The organism is Actinomadura formosensis (genome assembly GCF_050948385.1).
Taxonomy (GTDB): domain Bacteria; phylum Actinomycetota; class Actinomycetes; order Streptosporangiales; family Streptosporangiaceae; genus Spirillospora; species Spirillospora formosensis.
Genome location: NZ_CP192011.1, coordinates 6,734,545 through 6,751,655, shown reverse-complemented (window position 1 = coordinate 6,751,655; position 17,111 = coordinate 6,734,545). Strand labels below are relative to the sequence as shown.

Genomic DNA, 17,111 nt, shown 5'->3' with positions numbered 1-17,111 from the left:
GCGCTCATTTGTCGATGTCACCGACGACGAAGAACATCGACCCGAGGATGGCGATCATGTCGGCGACCAGGTGGCCGGGCAGCAGTTCCGTGAGGACCTGGATGTTGTTGAACGACGCGGACCGCAGTTTCAGCCGCCACGGGGTCTTCTCGCCACGCGACACCAGGTAGTAGCCGTTGATGCCGAGGGGGTTCTCCGTCCAGGCGTAGGTGTGCCCCTCCGGCACCTTCAGGACCTTCGGAAGCCGCTGGTTGATCGGGCCGGGCGGGAGTTCGGCGAGGCGCTCCAGGCAGGCGTCGGCGAGATCCAGGGAGGCGTGTACCTGGTCGAGGAGGCATTCGAAGCGGGCCAGGCAGTCGCCCTCCGTGCGGGTGGCCACGCGGACGTCGAGGTCGCCGTAGGCGAGGTACGGCTCGTCCCTGCGCAGGTCGAAGTCGACGCCGGACGCCCGTGCGATGGGCCCGGACACCCCGTACTGGAGGATCTGTTCCCGGGTGAGGACGCCGACGCCCCTGGTGCGGGCGCGGAAGATCTCGTTGCCCATGATGAGGTCGTCGATGTCGCCCATGCGGGCACGGACCTCGGAGACCGCCTTCCGCGCGCGCGCCGTCCAGCCGGCGGGGAGTTCCTCCTTCAGGCCACCGACACGGTTGAACATGTAGTGCATGCGTCCGCCGGAGATCTCCTCCATGACCCGCTGCAACGTCTCACGCTCACGGAACGCGTAGAAGATCGGAGTGATGGCCCCGATCTCCAGCGGATACGAGCCGAGGAACATCAGATGGTTGAGGATCCGGTTCAGCTCGGCCAGAAGGGTCCGCACCCATACGGCGCGTACCGGGACCTCCATGCCGAGCATGCGTTCCACAGCGAGGACGACGCCCAGCTCGCTGGAGAACGCCGACAGCCAGTCGTGCCGGTTCGCCAGTACGATGATCTGCCGGAAGTCCCGGACCTCGAAGAGCTTCTCCGCGCCCCGGTGCATGTAGCCGACGATGGGCTCCGCGGCCGAGATGCGCTCGCCGTCCAGGGTCAGCCTCAGCCGGAGCACGCCGTGCGTGGACGGGTGCTGGGGGCCGATGTTCAGCGTCATGTCCTCGGTGGCGAGCTCCTTGGCGCCCGCACCGATCCCGACGATCCGTTCGGTGGTCATGGTCGCGCCTCCGCCGCTCCGGTCACCGCTTCATGGTCCCATGGCGAGCGGTACTCGTTTTCCGGTTGACTAGGGAGCAATGAACCCGAGCCACGGCGAACCGCCGTACGAGCCCGCCGCGCATCCTGGACCGCAGGGCGCGGCGCACCCGCCCGCGTCCCCCGGCCCGGGACCCGGCGGCCGACCTCCAGGTCAGGTACCGGCACATTACCCGCCGCAACAGCAGACGCCGCCCGTCTACCAGGCGGATCAGGCCTTCGCCCCCGGCGGCGACCTCCAGTGGGCGCCCATCTCCAAGCGGCACGCCTGGCACAGGCTTCTCACCGCCGTTCTCTGGGCCGTTCCCATCGGCGGTGTCGGCGCGTTCGTCGTGTGGCGGAACGGTGGCGGGACGGCCGCCGCCATGTGGATCGTCGCCGTCGTCCTCGGGACGGTCGTCACCTGGCTGGTCGCCGAACTGGATCGGCGGGCGTACGGGTATGCCGAGCGTGCGGACGACCTCATCGTCACGCACGGTGTGTTCGTCAAGCGGCTCATCGTCGTCCCCTATGGGCGGATGCAGTTCGTGGACGTCACCGCGGGGCTCCTCGAACGGTGGATGGGAATCGCCACCGTCCGGATGCACACGGCCGCCGCGGCCACGGACGCGACCATTCCGAGCCTGCCCGCCGCTGAGGCCGCTCTTCTGCGCGACCGTCTCGCACAGAAGGGCGAGGAACGGAGCATGGGGCTATGAGTGGCCCCTACGGCCCCTACGGTCCGCCAGGGCGACCCGGTCCGCCGGGACGGCCCGGCCCATATGGCCCTCAAGGCCGTCCGGGCCCGCCCTATGGCCCACCACCACCGCCCTACGGCCCTCCAGGGCCCGCCGGCCCGCCGTACGGTCCGCCCCGTCCTCCGTACGGGTACGGCCCGCCACCCGGCTACCGTCCGCCGGTCAGGTTCTCCGAGGGCACGCACAGGCTCCATTGGGCGACGGCCCCCCTGCGCGCCTTCATCTTCCTCATCATCTACTTCGTCCTGCTCGGCTTCCCTCTGCTGGTGACCCAGACAGACCACGGCATCACCCTGGCGCTCACCCCGGAGGTCATCTTCAGATTCCTCATCGTGACTCTCCCCATGGGGCTGATCGCGGTGGGAACGGGCCTCTGGACTTGGCTCGCCCTCCGTTTCCGCATCGACAACGACGATCTCGTCGTCGAGACCGGTCTCCTCCGTAAGAACAAGCGCCGTATCCCGCTGTCGCGCATCCAGGCCATCGACCTTGTCCGCCCGCTGGTGACGAGGATGTTCGCCCTGGCGGAGGTGCGAGTGGAACTGGCGGGCGGCGAGCAGAGCGAGATCGCCCTGCGGTATCTGGGACGGCACTCCGCCCAGCAGTTGCGCGCCGAACTCCTCGCCCGTGCCGCCGGGCTCCCCGGCCACACACCGGAGGCCCCGGAACGTCACCTGTGGCGCGTCCCGTTCGGAACGCTCTTCGCGTCCCTGATCGTGAAGCTGCCCGTCCTGGGGACGGGCCTGCTCTTCTTGGGCTCCCTCGTCTTCCTCGTGGCGTACGCGGAGGGCGGCATACTGGCCGTCACCATCCCCGTCCTGCTGGGGCTCATCCGCGCGGTGATCGCACCCCTGGTGATGTACGCCAACTTCACGGTCGCGATGTCACCGGACGGAATCCGCCTCCGCTACGGGCTCTTGGAAACCAGGATGCAGACGCTTCCTCCGGGGCGCGTCCAGGCCGTCAGCATCGTCGAACCGGCGATCTGGCGGAGTTTCGGCTGGGCCCGTGTCGAGGTCACCGTCGCCGGCTATGCGGGCGAGCGTCAGGCCCTGTCCTCGACCCTGCTGCCCGTCGCGCCCCGCCATGTCGCCATGCACCTCGTCTCGCAGGTCTTCCCCGGGACGCATGTCGACGGTGTCCCCCTGGTCCCCGCGTCCTCCAAGGCTGTGGCGGTCGACCGCGCGGACGGCGCAGGCACCGACGACGTGGTCTTCGTGGCCCGGCACGGCTGGCCCTGCCGCCGCACCGACGTGATCGCCCACGCGCGCGCGCAGAGTGTCCGGCTCACCGTGAACCCGCTCCAGCGTCTCCTCGGCCTGGCCACCGTCCACGTTGACGCGCCCCCAGGGCCGGTCCAGGTCACGGCCACCGACCGCGATCTGGGCGAGGCCCGCGCGATCGTCGACAGCACCGCCCGCCGTGCCCGCGCCGCCCGCCGGGCCACCGGCGACCCCACCCGCTGGGCCCGCTGACGTCCCGGCGGGGTGGCCCTGACCTGGGGGGCGGTGACCTGGGGGCGGTGTCCGAAGTGGGTGAAATGCGCATATCTTCGGGGCATGAGTGACGCGGTGTACGACCCCTGGTCCCCCGAGTTCGTGGCGGACCCCTACCCGGTGTTCGAGCGGCTCCGCGAGGAGCGCCCGGTGTTCTTTCACGAGCCGACGGGGCAGTGGGTGATCAGCCGGTACGAGGACGTCGATGCGCTGCTGCGGGACCGACGGCTCGGACGGTCGTACCTTCACATCGGGAGCCACGAGGAGTTCGGCCGGCGGCCGGAGGCCGACTTCCTCAAGCCGTTCTGGGACCTCGTCCGCGCCGGGATGCTGGACGTGGAGCCGCCCACGCACACGCGGCTGCGGCGGCTGGTGTCGAAGGCGTTCACCGCGCGGATGGTGGAGGGGCTGCGCCCGACGATCAGACGGCTCGCCACCGAGCTGGCCGGGGCCCTCGCCGACGAGGGCGGCGGCGACCTGCTCGCCGAGATCGCCGAGCCGCTGCCGGTCAACGTGATCGCCGAGATGCTCGGCGTCCCGCCCGAGGACCGGTATCTCCTGCGTCCCTGGTCGGCCGGCATCTGCGGCATGTACGAGCTGAACCCTCCGGAGGAGGCGCGGCGCACCGCCGTCCGCGCCGCCGTCGAGTTCTCCGACTATCTGCGCACGCTGGCCCGCAGCAGGCGGGACGAGCCGCGCGACGACCTCATCACCGCGCTCGCGCAGGTCGTGGACGAGGGCGACCGGCTCACCGAGGATGAGCTGGTCGGCACCTGCGTCCTGCTGCTCAACGCCGGGCACGAGGCCACGGTCAACGCGACCGGCAACGGCTGGTGGTCGCTGTTCCGCAACCCCGGCGAGCTGGAGCGTCTCCGTGCCGAACCGGAGCTCGTCCCCACGGCGGTGGAGGAGCTGCTGCGCTACGACACCCCGGCGCCCATGTTCGAACGCTGGGTCCTGGAGGACATCACGGTCGCCGGCGTCGACATCCCCCGCGGGGCGGAGGTGGCGCTTCAGTTCGCGTCCGCCAACCGGGATCCGGAGGTGTTCGCCGAGCCGGACCGGCTCGACCTGTCCCGCGACCCGAACCCGCACATCACGTTCGGGCTCGGCATCCACTACTGCCTGGGCGCCCCGCTCGCGCGCATCGAGCTCACCGAGTCGTTCGGCGCGCTCCTGCGCGCCGCCCCCGACCTCCGCCTGTCCGCGGAGCCGCAGTGGAAGCCCGGGTACGTCCTGCGCGGCCTGGAGGCGCTGCACGTGGAACGCTGACCCCGGGCCGCGGCCCCGGTCAGGGGGAGAGGACGGCGGGGATCGGGACGCCGACGGTCTGGGCGAGCCACCCGAACCCGCCCAGGCCGGACGGGTCGATCAACTCCGCGTCCTCGCCGGCGTGGCAGAGAGCGGCGACGTAGCCGCAGGGATCGCGGTGGGCCAGGTCCAGCGGCGGGCGGGTGCCGGACAGGCCGAGGCCCAGCAGGGCATCGCGCTGGGTGGTCAGGAGGGTGGACGTCGCGCCCGCGCGCTCCCCGGCGATGCCGCAGGCGTCCAGCGCTACGTGGGCGGTGACGTCGCACGATCCGTCCGGGACGGCCGGGACGGTCGCGCCGTCCCGGTATCCGGTCAGCGTCCCGTACACGGGGCGGGCCCCGCGCGAGTGCGAGTAGTCCACGGCGAGCGCGAGCCCCCGGGAGAGCCGCCTGATCACCGCGGCCCAGGCGTTGCAGCGCGGGTGGCCGATCTCGGCGCGGTCTCCCGGCTCGCGGAGCGGCCACCAGCGCTCCAGCCAGTCGCTGTCCTCGGCGGACGGCCACGGCCCGGGACGTTCGGTCCCGGTGGCCGGGTCGACCAGCACGGTCCGGACACCGTCCGGCGTGCGTTCGACCACGTCCAGGGGCACGTTGTCGAGCCACTCGTTGGCGACGGCGAGGCCGGTGATGCGGTCGGGCAGGTCCGGCCGCCAGACGATCCGGTCCGGCACCTCCGCGGGGCGGGGCGCGATCTCCACCGCGGTAGGGGCGAGCCGGGAGGCCAGGTCGGCGGGCGCGTCGGCCAGGATGTTGCTCAGCAGGCGCCCGGATCCGGCGCCGATGTCGACCACGTCCAGCCGGTCGGGACGTCCGAGGAGGGCGTCGACCTCGACCAGCAGGCGGACGACGGCGGCGGCGAAGCGCGGGGACGCGTGCACCGAGGTGCGGAAGTGCTCCGCCGGGCGTTCTCCGCGCCGGTAGAACCCGTCCTCCCCGTACAGCGCCCGCTCCATCGCCGTGCGCCATGTCAGCCATTCGGGAACCAACGCCTCCACAACTGTGACGTTACCGTGGGCGACGGCGTCCCTCGCGCCCTCCTTGCGGTGGACAGGGGTCAGACCTGCGGCTGATCCGCCGCTGACCAGCGTGTACGTACCCTGTCGCCATGGTGGCGAGCGTGTGGGATTGGCTGCGGCGTAAGAAGCCGCTGGTCGACGCGTTCTACGCGGCACAGGTTCTGCTCATGTCCCTGCCCGGCATCCTCGCGGGCGCGTACGGGATCCAGACGCCGCGGTTCCTGATGTGGACGGCGGCGCTGACCGGTCCGCTCATCCTCCGCCGGACGTTCCCTCGCACGGTGTTCACCGCGGTTGCGCTGGTCTCGTGCGTCCAGTGCGTCTTGCAGGTGCCCACGATCCCGGCGAACCTGGCCGTCCTGATGGGGCTCTACACGGTCACGGCCGGATGCTCGTTCCGCTGGGGTCTGGCGGCGGCGCTGGTCGCGGAACTCGGCGCGGGCATGGCGACCTACCGCTACGCGGCCAGTGCCGATCACCGCAGAACCACGTTCCTCATGCTGACGGTGCTGGTCGCGGGCGTGTACGTGCTCGGCCTGCACATGCGGACGCGCCGGGCGTACCTGCGTTCGGTGGAGGAGCGGGCCGAGCGGCTGGAGCGCGAACGCGACAACGAGGTCAAGGTGGCCATGGCAGCCGAGCGGGCGCGTATCGCCCGGGAACTGCACGACGTCGTGGCGCACAACGTCAGCGTGATCGTCGTGCAGGCCGACGGCGCGTCCTACGCGATCGACACCGACGTGGGGCGGGCCAGGCAGGCGCTCGACACGATCTCCTCGACCGGGCGGCTGGCGCTGGCGGAGATGCGGCGGCTCCTCGGCGTCCTGCGCGAGGACGACGACGCGGGGGCGTTCGCGCCGCAGCCGGGGGTGGCCGAACTGGCCGACCTCGTGGAGCAGGTCCGCGCGTCCGGGCTGGCGGTGACCTACGAGGTGGACGGGGTGCCCGCGGCCATGTCGCAGGGGCGGCAGCTCACCGTCTTCCGGATCGTCCAGGAGGCGCTGACCAACGCGCTCAAGCACGCGGGCCCGCGGGTGAACGTGTCGGTGCGGCTGCGGTACGCCGATGACGCGCTGGAGATCCGGGTGGAGGACGATGGGCGCGGCGCGGCGGCCTTCGACGACGGACGGGGCCACGGCCTCGCCGGAATGCGCGAGCGCGTCGCCGTGTACGGCGGCGGCGTCCGCGCGGCCCCGCGTCCCGGCGGCGGCTTCGAGGTGGTCGCGACCCTTCCGGTGCGCGAGGAGGTCGCGGCATGACCAGGCGGACCGAGAGGGGCGCGGCCTGCGCGGCCGGTCGTCCCACAGGGAGTGTGCATGATCGAGGTTGAGGACGCGGCGCCGCCCATCCGGGTGGTGCTGGTGGACGACCAGGAACTGGTGCGGGCCGGGTTCCGGATGGTCCTGGACGCGCAGCCCGACATCGAGGTCGTGGGTGAGGCCGGCGACGGCGTGAAGGCGGTGGAACTGCTGGGCGGCACGCGCGCCGACGTGGTGCTCATGGACGTGCGGATGCCGCGGATGGACGGCATCGAGGCGACCCGGCGGGTGGTGGCGCGGTCCGGGCCGAAGGTGATCATCCTGACCACGTTCGACCTGGACGAGTACGCGTTCGCGGCGCTCAAGGCGGGGGCCGGCGGGTTCCTGCTGAAGGACGCGGGGCCGGCCCAGCTCATCGAGGCGATCAAGGCGGTGCACTCGGGGGACGCGGTGGTCGCGCCGAGCACCACCAAGCGCCTGCTGGACCGGTTCGCGGTGCACCTGCCGGACGCGGAGGAGAAGGCGGGCGGCGCGCTGGAGACGCTGACCGAGCGGGAGGGCGAGGTGCTGCGGCTCGTCGCGCGCGGCATGTCGAACGCGGAGATCGCGGGCCGGCTGTACGTCTCGGAGGCCACGGTCAAGACGCATATGGGGCGCATCCTGATGAAGCTCGGGCTGCGGGACCGCGTGCAGGCCGTCGTCTTCGCCTACGAGACGGGTCTGGTCAAAAGCGGCGGGCGAGGTCACTCCGCGTAAACGATCTGATCGTTCGCCCTCCTCCCCGGTTCCCGGGTCGGCGGGCAGGGTGACGGGCCCGTACGACTCAGGTCGTACGCGGGTGCCGCGGATAGCCGGGAGGGGGACGCAGAGCGTGGCCGCCGGGGCGATGGCAGCGGCGGCGCGGATTCCTAACGTGGTCGCTGATCAGTCCGGACCACGAAGGAGCCATTGTGACCAGCACGTTCACCGATCCGCCCGGGGGAGTCCCGGGTGCCGAAGCGCCACCAGCCGTCACCGCCGAGGGCGTGTCGAAGGTGTACGGGACCGGTGACGCGGCCGTACACGCGCTGCGCGGCGTCGGGGTCGGATTCGCCAAGGGCGCGTTCACCGCGATCATGGGGCCGTCCGGGTCCGGGAAGTCGACGCTGATGCACTGCCTGGCGGGGCTCGACACCGTCACCGGCGGGCGGATCATGCTCGGCGACGCCGAGATCACCCGGATGGGCGACCGGCAGTTGACGCTGATGCGCCGCGACAGGGTCGGGTTCGTGTTCCAGGCGTTCAACCTGCTGCCGACGCTTACCGCCGAGCAGAACATCCTGCTGCCGATGGAACTGGCCGGACGCAAGCCCGACCGTGCCTGGTTCCAGCGGGTCGTGGACGTCCTGGGCCTGAGCGACCGGCTGGGGCACCGTCCTAGCGAGTTGTCGGGCGGCCAGCAGCAGAGGGTGGCGTGCGCGCGCGCCATCGTCGCCCGGCCCGAGGTCATCTTCGCGGACGAGCCGACCGGCAACCTGGACTCGCGGGCAGGCGCGGAGGTTCTCGGGTTCCTGCGCTCGTCCGTCCGGGAGATGGGCCAGACGATCGTGATGGTCACCCACGACCCGGTGGCCGCCTCGTACGCCGACCGGGTGGTGTTCCTACGGGACGGTGAGATCGTCTCCGAGATCTTCCGGCCGACCCCGGAGGCCGTCCTGGACCGGCTCAAGGCTCTGGGGGCGTGATGCTGAGGACGACACTGGCGGGCCTGCGCGCCCACAAACTGAGGTTGTTGCTGACCGCGGTGGCCATCACCCTGGGCGTCGGCTTCATCTCCGGCACGTTCGTGCTGACCGACACGATGAACAAGGGCATCGCCAAGACGTTCGCCCGGTCGGCCGACAAGGTCGACGTCGCGGTGCTGTACAACGAGAAGGCGGGGAAGGAGCTCTCGGCCCCGCTGCTGCAGAAGATCCGCTCCGTCCCCGGGGTGACCGAGGCCCAGGGCCTGGTCAGGGGCGAGACCGCACTGGTGGGCAAGGACGGTAGGACGGTCGGCGACTTCGCCACGATAGGGATGTCCGTGCCGTCCGGACGTCTGCTGCGCTATGACGTGGACAAGGGCCGGCCCCCCTCCAACGGCGGCGAGACCGTCATCGACAGCAAGGTCGCCAAGCGGGAGGGCTTCACCGTCGGTGACACGGCGACGGTCTTGGACAGCGAGGAACGGCCGCACAAGTTCCGTGTCGTCGGGCTGGTCGACTTCGGCATCGACCAGGAGGCGAGCGTCTTCGGCGCGGTGGGCTTCGACCCGGTGACCACGGTCTGGATGACCGGCCAGAAGAACTATCACGAGATCGACATCGCGGGCACGGCGTCCCAGGCCGCGGTGAAGGCCGCCATCGGTCCCAGCTACCGAGTCCTCACCGGCCCGGAACTCGGCGCGATGCTGGCGAAGCAGGCGGGCGCCGACACCGAGCTCATCCGTGCCGGTCTGCTGATCTTCGCGCTGGTCGCGATGCTGGTGTCCGCCCTGGTCATCTACAACACGTTCGCGATCCTGGTCGCGCAGCGGATGCGGGAGATGGCGCTGCTGCGCTGCGTCGGCGCGACCCGCCGGCAGGTCTTCGGCGGCGTGCTCACCGAGTCGGCGGTGGTGGGGCTGACCGGCTCGCTGCTCGGCATCGCCGCGGGCGTCGGTCTGGGGCAGGGCGCGCTCGTCCTGATCAGCAGGCTGAACTCGAACGTGGCGATCACCGGCCCGTCCCTCGCGGTGCGGACGATACTGATCGGGCTCGGTGTCGGCGTCGTCGTGACCGTCCTGTCCGCGCTGCTGCCCGCCCGCGCCGCCACCAGGGTCGCGCCCGTCGCGGCACTGCGCGCCGGGCTGGAACCGGGCGGCCGGCGGTTCCGGCTCGGTGTCTGGCGCACCGCACTCGCCGTGCTGCTCGCGTCCGGCGGCCTCGCCATCGGCGTGTTCGGCGCGCTGGTCATGGAGAAGGGGCAGGTCGCGATGTTCGTGGTCGCGTTCTCCGGCTGCGTCTTCTTCCTCGCGGTGGTCGCGGGGATGCCGGCGCTCATCCGCCCGATGGGGCGGCTGGCGGGCGCGATCCCGGCGCGGCTCGGCGGCGTCCCGGGACGGCTGGCGGTGGCGAACGCGCAGCGCGCCCCGCGCCGCACCGCCACCACGACGATCGCGCTGACCGTCGGTGTCGGGCTGATGAGCCTGTTCGCGGTCATCGCGGCGAGCAGCAAGGCGACCGCGGCGCACAAGCTGGACGAGCAGTTCCCCGCCCAGTTCAGGATCGCGACCCAGAGCGGAAAGGACCTCCCGCCCGCGCTCGGCGACGACCTGCGCGGGCGGCCCCAGGTCGAGAAGGTCGTCGAGGTCCGTGACCATGCGGGCACGGCCAACGGCAAGGAGGACGCGTTCATGACGGTGACCGCGTCCGCGTGGGGCTCGACGGTGAAGGTGGACATGAAGACCGGCTCGATGTCCGACCTGAAGCCGGGAACCGCGATCGTGGACGAGACCGCCGCGAGCATCCCCGGATGGGAGGTCGGCAAGTCCCTGCGGATCAAGACGCGGCAGGGCACCGTCCCGGTCGAGATCGTCGGCATGTACAAGCTGGGCGAGCACTTCAGCGGGGTCATCCTGCCGGAGGCCGACTTCATCCGGTACTTCGGCAAGGTCGCCCCGGGCGAGATCTACGTCAAGACCAGCGATGCCCTGTCCCCCGACGAGGCGCGGAAGATCGTGGACGAGGCGGTGCGGCCGTACCCCGCGGCGAAGGTCACCTCCACCGCCGACTTCGAAGAGCAGGTGAAGAGGGCGATCGACATGGTGCTGCTGGTCTTCGGGGGGCTGCTCGGCCTCGCGATCATCATCGCGCTGTTCGGCATCGCCAACACGCTGACCCTCTCGGTCGTGGAACGAACCCGCGAATCGGCGTTGCTGCGCGCCCTCGGTCTCACCAAACGCCAGCTGCGCCGGATGCTGTCGATCGAGGCGGTCGTCATGGCGATGATCGGCGCGCTGACCGGGGTCGTGCTCGGCGGCGTGTTCGGCTGGGCCGCGACCAGCGCGATGATCGAGGGATCGGTGTTCGCCCTGCCGTATCTCCAGATCGCCGGATTCGTCCTGCTCGCGGGGCTGGCCGGGACGCTCGCCGCCGTCCTGCCCGCGCGGCGCGCCGCCAAGACCTCCATCGTGGAGTCGCTGGCGCATGACTGAATGGGGAACCGGGGTGGCGATCGTCACCCACCGGACCGCGTGACCGGGTCCCGCGGGTACGCTGGTGCGCGCACGTCCGGTACCTGCCCGTGAGGACTGGAACGAACTGATGGACCCATACGACACGCCCTCCTCCGGTGCGCCCGGAAACGGGCCGCAGTTCCCGGCGGACCGGCCCGCGCGGCTCGCGGTCGGCGTCGTCGGCGCCGGCCGCGTCGGCACGGCGCTCGGCGCCGCGCTGTCCCGCGCGGGCCACCGCGTGGTCGCCGCGGCCGCCGTGTCCGACCGGTCGCGGACCCGCGTCGCGGAGCGGCTCCCCGGCGCGGCCGTCTCGCCGCTGCCGGACGTGGTCGCCGCCGCCGACCTGGTGCTGCTGACCGTCCCGGACGACGAACTGCCCGAACTCGCGTCCGGGCTGGTCACCGCGGGTGTCCCCGTCACCGGCAAGTTGATCATGCACCCCAGCGGCCGGTACGGCACCGCCGTCCTCGACCCGCTCACCCGCGCGGGCGCGCTGCCGCTGGCCCTGCACCCGGTGATGACGTTCACCGGGCGCCCGGACGATGTGAACCGGCTCACCGGCATCTCGTTCGGCGTCACCTCGCCCGAGCCGCTGCGCCCGGTCGCGGAGGCGCTCGTCCTGGAGATGGGCGGCGAGCCCGTGTGGATCACCGAGGACGCGCGCCCGCTCTACCACGCGGCACTCGCCGGAGGCGCGAACCACCTGGTCACGCTCGTCGTCGAGGCGATGGACCTGCTGCGCGCGGCCGGTGTGGCCGAACCCGGCCGGATGCTCGGCCCGCTCCTCGGCGCCGCCCTCGACAACGGGCTGCGGCTCGGCATCGACGGCCTCACCGGCCCGGTCGCCCGCGGCGACGCCGGCACGGTCTCCGACCATGTCGCCGAACTGGCCAAGGTGTCGCCGGAGAGCCGCCGCGCCTATGTCGCGCTGGCCCGCCTCACCGCCGACCGCGCGCTCGGCGCCGGACTCCTCAAGCCCGAGGACGCCGAACGCCTCCTGGAAGCACTGGCCGATTGATCACCACCGTCCGTCCGGGCGGGAAGCCGAATGATGTGGGAGGTCGTGTGAAACCCGTCATCGCGCGGACGCGGGAGGAACTCGCCGCGGCGCGCGCCCGCGTCGCGGGCACGCTGGCGTTCGTCCCGACCATGGGGGCGCTGCACGAGGGGCACCTGTCCCTGATGCGCCAGGCCCGCCGCAGCGCGGACACGGTGGCCGTCAGCATCTTCGTCAACCCGCTGCAGTTCGGGCCGGGCGAGGACTTCGACCGCTACCCGCGGACGTTCGACGCCGACGTCGAGGCGTGCGCCGGCGAGGGCGTCGACCTGATCTTCGCGCCGGCCCGCGACGTCATGTATCCGGCGGAACCGCAGGTCACGGTGCTGTCCGGTCCGATGGGCGAGATCGTGGAGGGCGCCGCCCGGCCGGGCCACTTCAACGGGATGCTCACCGTCGTGCTGAAGCTGCTCAACCTCGTCCGCCCCGATGTCGCGATCTTCGGGGAGAAGGACGCGCAGCAGCTCGCGATGATCCGCCGCATGGTCGCCGACCTGGACGTGCCCGTGCGGATCATCGGCGGCCGCACCGTCCGCGAGCCGGACGGCCTGGCGCTCTCCAGCCGCAACCGCTACCTCTCCTCCGCCGGGCGCAAGACCGCCCTCGCCCTGTCGCACGCCCTCCGCGCCGGCGCGGACGCCGCCGCCGAAGGGCCGAAGGCGATCCTCGCCGCCGCGGGCACCGTCCTCGACGCGGCGGCGACCGCCGACCCGCCTCTCGTGCTCGACTACCTCGTGCTGGTCGATCCCGCGTCCTTCACCCCGATCACGGCCCCCTGTGCCGGACCCGCCGTCCTCGCCGTCGCGGGCCGCGTCGGCACCACCCACCTGATCGACAATGTTCACCTCCAGCTCGGCAAGGAGCACTGATGTTCCGGACGATGTTCAAGTCCAAGATCCACCGCGCCACGGTGACGCAGGCGGACCTGCACTACGTCGGCTCGCTCACCATCGACCAGGATCTGATGGACGCGGCCGACCTGCTCCCCGGCGAGCAGGTCTCGGTCGTGGACATCGACAACGGCGCCCGCCTGGAGACCTACCTGATCGCCGGTGAGCGCGGCTCCGGCGTCATCGGCATCAACGGCGCCGCGGCCCGCCTGGTGCAGCCCGGCGACCTGGTGATCATCATCAGCTACGCCCAGCTCACCGACGCCGAGGCCCGCGAGTTCGTCCCCACCGTCGTGCACGTCGACCGCGGCAACAAGATCATCTCCCTGGGGTCCGACCCGGCCGAGCCCGTCCCCGGCACCCGGACGACCCGCGGCGACCTCGTCCACGACTGACCCGGGCCCGCCCTGCCGGAGGGGGCGGGCGTTCGGACTCTCCGGGATTAGGGTCATAATGACGAGAACCGATCCCGGAGGAGGGCACATGATCCCTTCCGTTCTGCACGCCCCCGACCCCGGCTGGACCACCGAGACCGATGTCGTCGTCATCGGCTCCGGCATCGCCGGCCTGGTCGCCGCGCTGCGCTGCCGTCCGCACGGGCGGGTGCTGCTCGTCACCAAGGCCCTCCTGGACGCCGGGTCGACCCGCTGGGCGCAGGGCGGCATCGCCGCCGCGCTCGCACCGGACGACACCCCGCGGGAGCACCTCGCCGACACCCTCACCGCGGGGGTCGGGCTGTGCGACGAGGACGCCGTCCGGGTGCTCGTCACCGAGGGGCCGGACGCCGTCCGCGGGCTCATCGACCTCGGCGCCGCGTTCGACCTCTCCGGCGCCGGCGAGATCGCGCTGACCCGCGAGGGCGGCCACCACCGGCGCCGCATCGCGCACGCGGGCGGCGACGCGACCGGCATGGAGATCAGCCGTGCCCTCCTCGCCGCGCTCAAGGACTCCGGTGTCGAGGTCATCGAGCACGCGCTCGTCCTCGACCTGCTGAAGGACGCCGCCGGACGTGCCGCCGGGATCACCCTGCACGTCATGGGCGAGGGGCAGCCGGGCGGCGTCGGCGCCGTCCGCGCCCGCGCCGTCGTGCTCGCCACCGGCGGGCTCGGCCAGGTGTTCTCCGCCACGACCAACCCCGAGGTCTCGACCGGCGACGGTGTGGCGCTCGCGCTGCGCGCCGGGGCCGAGGTCGCCGACCTGGAGTTCGTCCAGTTCCACCCGACAGTCCTCTGGCTCGGCGAGGGCGCGACCGGCCAGCAGCCCCTCATCTCCGAGGCCGTCCGCGGCGAGGGCGCCCACCTCATCGACCACGAGGGCGTCCGTTTCATGGCCGGACGCCACGAACTCGCCGAACTCGCTCCCCGCGACGTCGTCGCCAAGGGCATCATGAACCGGATGCGCGAGACCGGCGCGTCCTGCATGCTCCTGGACGGCCGGCACCTCGGCGCCGCCATGTGGGAGAACCGTTTCCCGACCATCCTGGCCGCCTGCCGGCACCACGGCATCGACCCGGTGACCGAGCCGATCCCGGTCGTCCCCGCCGCCCACTACGCGAGCGGCGGCGTCCGCACCGACCTGTACGGCCGCACGTCCGTCCCGGGGCTGTACGCCTGCGGCGAAGTCGCCTGCACGGGCGTCCACGGCGCCAACCGCCTGGCATCCAACTCCCTTCTGGAAGGTCTGGTCTTCGCGGCCCGCATAGCCACCGCCCTGCGAACCGACCTCGCCTCCTCGGCCGCACCCGCCTCGCCGGTCGGCGACGCGGTCCCGGAGGCCGCCGCCGCGCCCGCCGGTGGCGCCGGTATGGGCGACCCGGTCACGGCCGGTGCGGGCTCCGAGGGCGGGGGGCTGCTCGATCCGGAGCTCCGGGAGGAGATTCAGCGGATCACGACCTCCTACGCCGGAGTGCTGCGGGGGGCCGGGGGCCTGGAGACCGCGGCCCGGGAACTGCGGGCGCTCGGGGGCGGGGACACCGCGCCCGGTGTCGGGGCCTGGGAGGTCACCAACCTGCACACCGTCGCGTCCGCGATCGTGGCGGCGGCGCGCCTGCGGGAGGAGACGCGCGGGAGCCACTGGCGGGAGGACTTCCCCGAGCGGGCCGACGGAGCGTGGCGCGGGCACCTGGTGACGCGGCTGACCGGAAACGTCCTGACGACGACCTACGAACCTCTGGAAGGAAAGCGCTCATGACACCGGAACTTTCGCAGAGGCTCACTGCCGCCGGGCTCGATCCGCGAACTGTGGAAAACCTCGTCCGGACGGCGCTGGCCGAGGACGGGGAGGCCGACGTCACCAGCATGCCGATCTTCGCGCCCGAGGACACCGCGACCGGGGACCTCAGAGCGCGGGAGGAAGGGGTCGTCGCGGGCATCCCGGCGGCCTGCGTCGTGTTCGAGCTCCTGGACGTCGCCTACGAGACGAAGGCCGAGGACGGCGACCGGGTGGTCCCCGGGCAGGTCCTCATCTCGGTCAGCGGCCAGACCAGGGCGATTCTCCGGGCCGAGAGGACGGCGCTGAACCTGCTCACCCACCTGTCCGGGATAGCGACGGCCACGCGGCGGTGGGCGGACGCGCTGGACGGCACCAAGGCGAAGGTCCGCGACACCCGCAAGACCCTCCCCGGGCTCCGGGCCCTGCAGAAGTACGCCGTCCACTGCGGCGGCGGGGTCAACCACAGGATGGGCCTGCACGACGCTGCCCTCATCAAGGACAACCACATCGCGGCGGCCGGGAGCGTCACCAAGGCGTACGAGGCGATCCGCGCCGTGTATCCGTCCCTGCACATCCAGGTGGAGTGCGACACCCTCGCACAGGTCGAAGAGGCACTCGCGGTGGGCGCGACGAGCATTCTGCTCGATAACATGACCGACGCCGAGATGGCCGAGGCGGTGCGCCTTGTGGCGGGGCGAGCGGAGCTTGAGGCCAGCGGTGGTCTTACCCTGGACCGGGCCCGAGACGTTGCCGTGACCGGGGTGGACTACCTTGCCGTCGGCGCGCTGACACACTCGGCGCGCGTGTTCGACATCGGCCTTGACTTCACCTGACCAGCGGGGACCTGATGCTGCTCACCATCGACGTCGGTAACACCCAGACCGTCCTCGGCCTGTTCGAGGGCGACGAGGTGATCGAGCACTGGAGGATCAACACCGATCCGCGGCGTACCGCCGACGAGATCGCGGTGGTCCTGCAGGGGCTCGTCCAGCAGAGCCCGCTGCTGGCCGAGAGCGACATCAGCGGCATCGCGCTGTGCTCCACGGTCCCGTCCGTCCTGCACGAGATGCGGGAGATGTGCCGCCGCTACTACGGCGACGTGCCCGCGGTGATCGTGGAGCCGGGCGTCAAGACGGGCGTCCCCGTCCGGATGGACAACCCCAAGGAGGTCGGCGCCGACCGCATCGTGAACGCGCTCGCCGCCGTCCACACCCACGGCGGGCCCGCGATCGTGGTCGACTTCGGGACCGCGACGACGTTCGACGCGGTGTCCGCCAAGGGCGAGTACGTGGGCGGCGCCATCGCGCCCGGCATCGAGATCTCGATAGACGCGCTGTCGTCGCGCGGCGCCCAGCTGCACAAGATCGAGCTGGTCAGGCCGCGCAACGTGATCGCGAAGAACACCGTCGAGGCGCTGCAGTCCGGGATCATCTTCGGTTTCGCCGGGCAGGTGGACGGCATCGTCGAACGCATGTCGGACGAGCTCGCCGATGATCCCGAGGACGTCACGGTCATCGCCACCGGCGGTCTGGCCCCGCTCGTCCTGGAGGAGTCCCAGAGCATCGACGTGTTCGAGCCGTGGCTCACCCTCATCGGCCTCCGCCTCATCTACGAACGCAACACCCCCTAGCACCGGAAGTCGTTCGCGGCGCATCAGGCGGGCTGGATAGCCTTGACGACGTGAGTGACGAGACCTTCGACGAGCTCCCG

General features: G+C 71.7%; 15 protein-coding genes. 13 read left to right on the top strand and 2 right to left on the bottom strand.

What is annotated here, in order from left to right:
• Positions 1 to 4: 4 nt before the first annotated feature.
• The gene (locus ACQP1N_RS31615) at positions 5 to 1,153 is read right to left on the bottom strand and encodes an NADH-quinone oxidoreductase subunit D (protein WP_067792469.1); all 1,149 of its coding nucleotides are present in this window, start codon (positions 1,151 to 1,153) and stop codon (positions 5 to 7) included.
• Positions 1,154 to 1,232: 79 nt separating this feature from the next.
• Between ACQP1N_RS31615 and ACQP1N_RS31610 the strand changes: the two genes are divergently transcribed.
• The 3 genes from ACQP1N_RS31610 (at position 1,233) to ACQP1N_RS31600 (ending at position 4,696) form a co-directional block, all read left to right on the top strand.
• Positions 1,233 to 1,889 carry a PH domain-containing protein gene (locus tag ACQP1N_RS31610; protein ID WP_084262309.1) on the top strand — a complete coding sequence of 219 codons (657 nt, stop codon included), beginning with the start codon at positions 1,233 to 1,235 and terminating at the stop codon, positions 1,887 to 1,889.
• 305 nt (positions 1,890 to 2,194) lie between these two features.
• A complete protein-coding gene (locus tag ACQP1N_RS31605) occupies positions 2,195 to 3,403 on the top strand; it encodes a PH domain-containing protein (protein ID WP_433227904.1) in 1,209 nt (402 codons plus the stop codon).
• Positions 3,404 to 3,487: 84 nt separating this feature from the next.
• Positions 3,488 to 4,696: a cytochrome P450 gene (locus ACQP1N_RS31600; RefSeq protein ID WP_433227903.1), complete on the top strand. Its 1,209-nt coding sequence runs from the start codon at positions 3,488 to 3,490 to the stop codon at positions 4,694 to 4,696.
• A 19-nt stretch (positions 4,697 to 4,715) separates the two neighbouring features.
• On the opposite strand, the gene ACQP1N_RS31595 is transcribed toward ACQP1N_RS31600, so the two are convergent.
• Positions 4,716 to 5,729 carry an SAM-dependent methyltransferase gene (locus tag ACQP1N_RS31595; protein ID WP_433227901.1) on the bottom strand — a complete coding sequence of 338 codons (1,014 nt, stop codon included), beginning with the start codon at positions 5,727 to 5,729 and terminating at the stop codon, positions 4,716 to 4,718.
• Positions 5,730 to 5,839: 110 nt separating this feature from the next.
• Here ACQP1N_RS31595 and ACQP1N_RS31590 point away from each other — a divergent pair, with 110 nt between their 5' ends.
• From ACQP1N_RS31590 to ACQP1N_RS31545, 10 genes are all read left to right on the top strand, one after another.
• A complete protein-coding gene (locus ACQP1N_RS31590; protein WP_433227900.1) occupies positions 5,840 to 7,009 on the top strand; it encodes a sensor histidine kinase in 1,170 nt (389 codons plus the stop codon).
• A 57-nt stretch (positions 7,010 to 7,066) separates the two neighbouring features.
• Entirely contained in the window at positions 7,067 to 7,765 is a 699-nt protein-coding gene (locus tag ACQP1N_RS31585) for a response regulator (protein WP_067792460.1), read from the top strand.
• 194 nt (positions 7,766 to 7,959) lie between these two features.
• Entirely contained in the window at positions 7,960 to 8,733 is a 774-nt protein-coding gene (locus ACQP1N_RS31580) for an ABC transporter ATP-binding protein (RefSeq protein ID WP_084262307.1), read from the top strand.
• Entirely contained in the window at positions 8,733 to 11,222 is a 2,490-nt protein-coding gene (locus ACQP1N_RS31575; RefSeq protein ID WP_433227898.1) for an ABC transporter permease, read from the top strand. Before ACQP1N_RS31580 ends, ACQP1N_RS31575 begins: the two co-directional genes overlap by 1 nt.
• 109 nt (positions 11,223 to 11,331) lie before the next feature.
• Entirely contained in the window at positions 11,332 to 12,261 is a 930-nt protein-coding gene (locus ACQP1N_RS31570; protein ID WP_433227896.1) for a Rossmann-like and DUF2520 domain-containing protein, read from the top strand.
• Between the two features lie 47 nt (positions 12,262 to 12,308).
• A complete protein-coding gene (panC, locus tag ACQP1N_RS31565) occupies positions 12,309 to 13,169 on the top strand; it encodes a pantoate--beta-alanine ligase (RefSeq protein WP_084263199.1) in 861 nt (286 codons plus the stop codon).
• Complete coding sequence (gene panD / locus ACQP1N_RS31560; protein WP_067802372.1) at positions 13,169 to 13,585, top strand: aspartate 1-decarboxylase; 417 nt, start codon at positions 13,169 to 13,171, stop codon at positions 13,583 to 13,585. Before panC ends, panD begins: the two co-directional genes overlap by 1 nt.
• Positions 13,586 to 13,673: 88 nt before the next feature.
• The gene (locus tag ACQP1N_RS31555) at positions 13,674 to 15,380 is read left to right on the top strand and encodes an L-aspartate oxidase (RefSeq protein ID WP_433227893.1); all 1,707 of its coding nucleotides are present in this window, start codon (positions 13,674 to 13,676) and stop codon (positions 15,378 to 15,380) included.
• Positions 15,377 to 16,234 carry a carboxylating nicotinate-nucleotide diphosphorylase gene (gene nadC, locus ACQP1N_RS31550; protein WP_433227891.1) on the top strand — a complete coding sequence of 286 codons (858 nt, stop codon included), beginning with the start codon at positions 15,377 to 15,379 and terminating at the stop codon, positions 16,232 to 16,234. The genes ACQP1N_RS31555 and nadC overlap by 4 nt, the downstream gene beginning before the upstream one ends.
• 14 nt (positions 16,235 to 16,248) lie before the next feature.
• A complete protein-coding gene (locus tag ACQP1N_RS31545) occupies positions 16,249 to 17,031 on the top strand; it encodes a type III pantothenate kinase (protein WP_067802380.1) in 783 nt (260 codons plus the stop codon).
• The last annotated feature ends 80 nt before the right edge of the window (positions 17,032 to 17,111 follow it).

Coding starts and splice junctions, on each gene's coding strand:
- ACQP1N_RS31555 (WP_433227893.1), top strand. CDS start 13,674: ATGATCCCTTCCGTTCTGCACGCCCCCGACCCCGGCTGGACCACCGAG.
- ACQP1N_RS31585 (WP_067792460.1), top strand. CDS start 7,067: ATGATCGAGGTTGAGGACGCGGCGCCGCCCATCCGGGTGGTGCTGGTG.
- ACQP1N_RS31600 (WP_433227903.1), top strand. CDS start 3,488: ATGAGTGACGCGGTGTACGACCCCTGGTCCCCCGAGTTCGTGGCGGAC.
- ACQP1N_RS31570 (WP_433227896.1), top strand. CDS start 11,332: ATGGACCCATACGACACGCCCTCCTCCGGTGCGCCCGGAAACGGGCCG.
- ACQP1N_RS31575 (WP_433227898.1), top strand. CDS start 8,733: ATGCTGAGGACGACACTGGCGGGCCTGCGCGCCCACAAACTGAGGTTG.
- ACQP1N_RS31615 (WP_067792469.1), bottom strand. CDS start 1,153: ATGACCACCGAACGGATCGTCGGGATCGGTGCGGGCGCCAAGGAGCTC.
- ACQP1N_RS31610 (WP_084262309.1), top strand. CDS start 1,233: ATGAACCCGAGCCACGGCGAACCGCCGTACGAGCCCGCCGCGCATCCT.
- ACQP1N_RS31545 (WP_067802380.1), top strand. CDS start 16,249: ATGCTGCTCACCATCGACGTCGGTAACACCCAGACCGTCCTCGGCCTG.
- nadC (WP_433227891.1), top strand. CDS start 15,377: ATGACACCGGAACTTTCGCAGAGGCTCACTGCCGCCGGGCTCGATCCG.
- panD (WP_067802372.1), top strand. CDS start 13,169: ATGTTCCGGACGATGTTCAAGTCCAAGATCCACCGCGCCACGGTGACG.
- ACQP1N_RS31590 (WP_433227900.1), top strand. CDS start 5,840: ATGGTGGCGAGCGTGTGGGATTGGCTGCGGCGTAAGAAGCCGCTGGTC.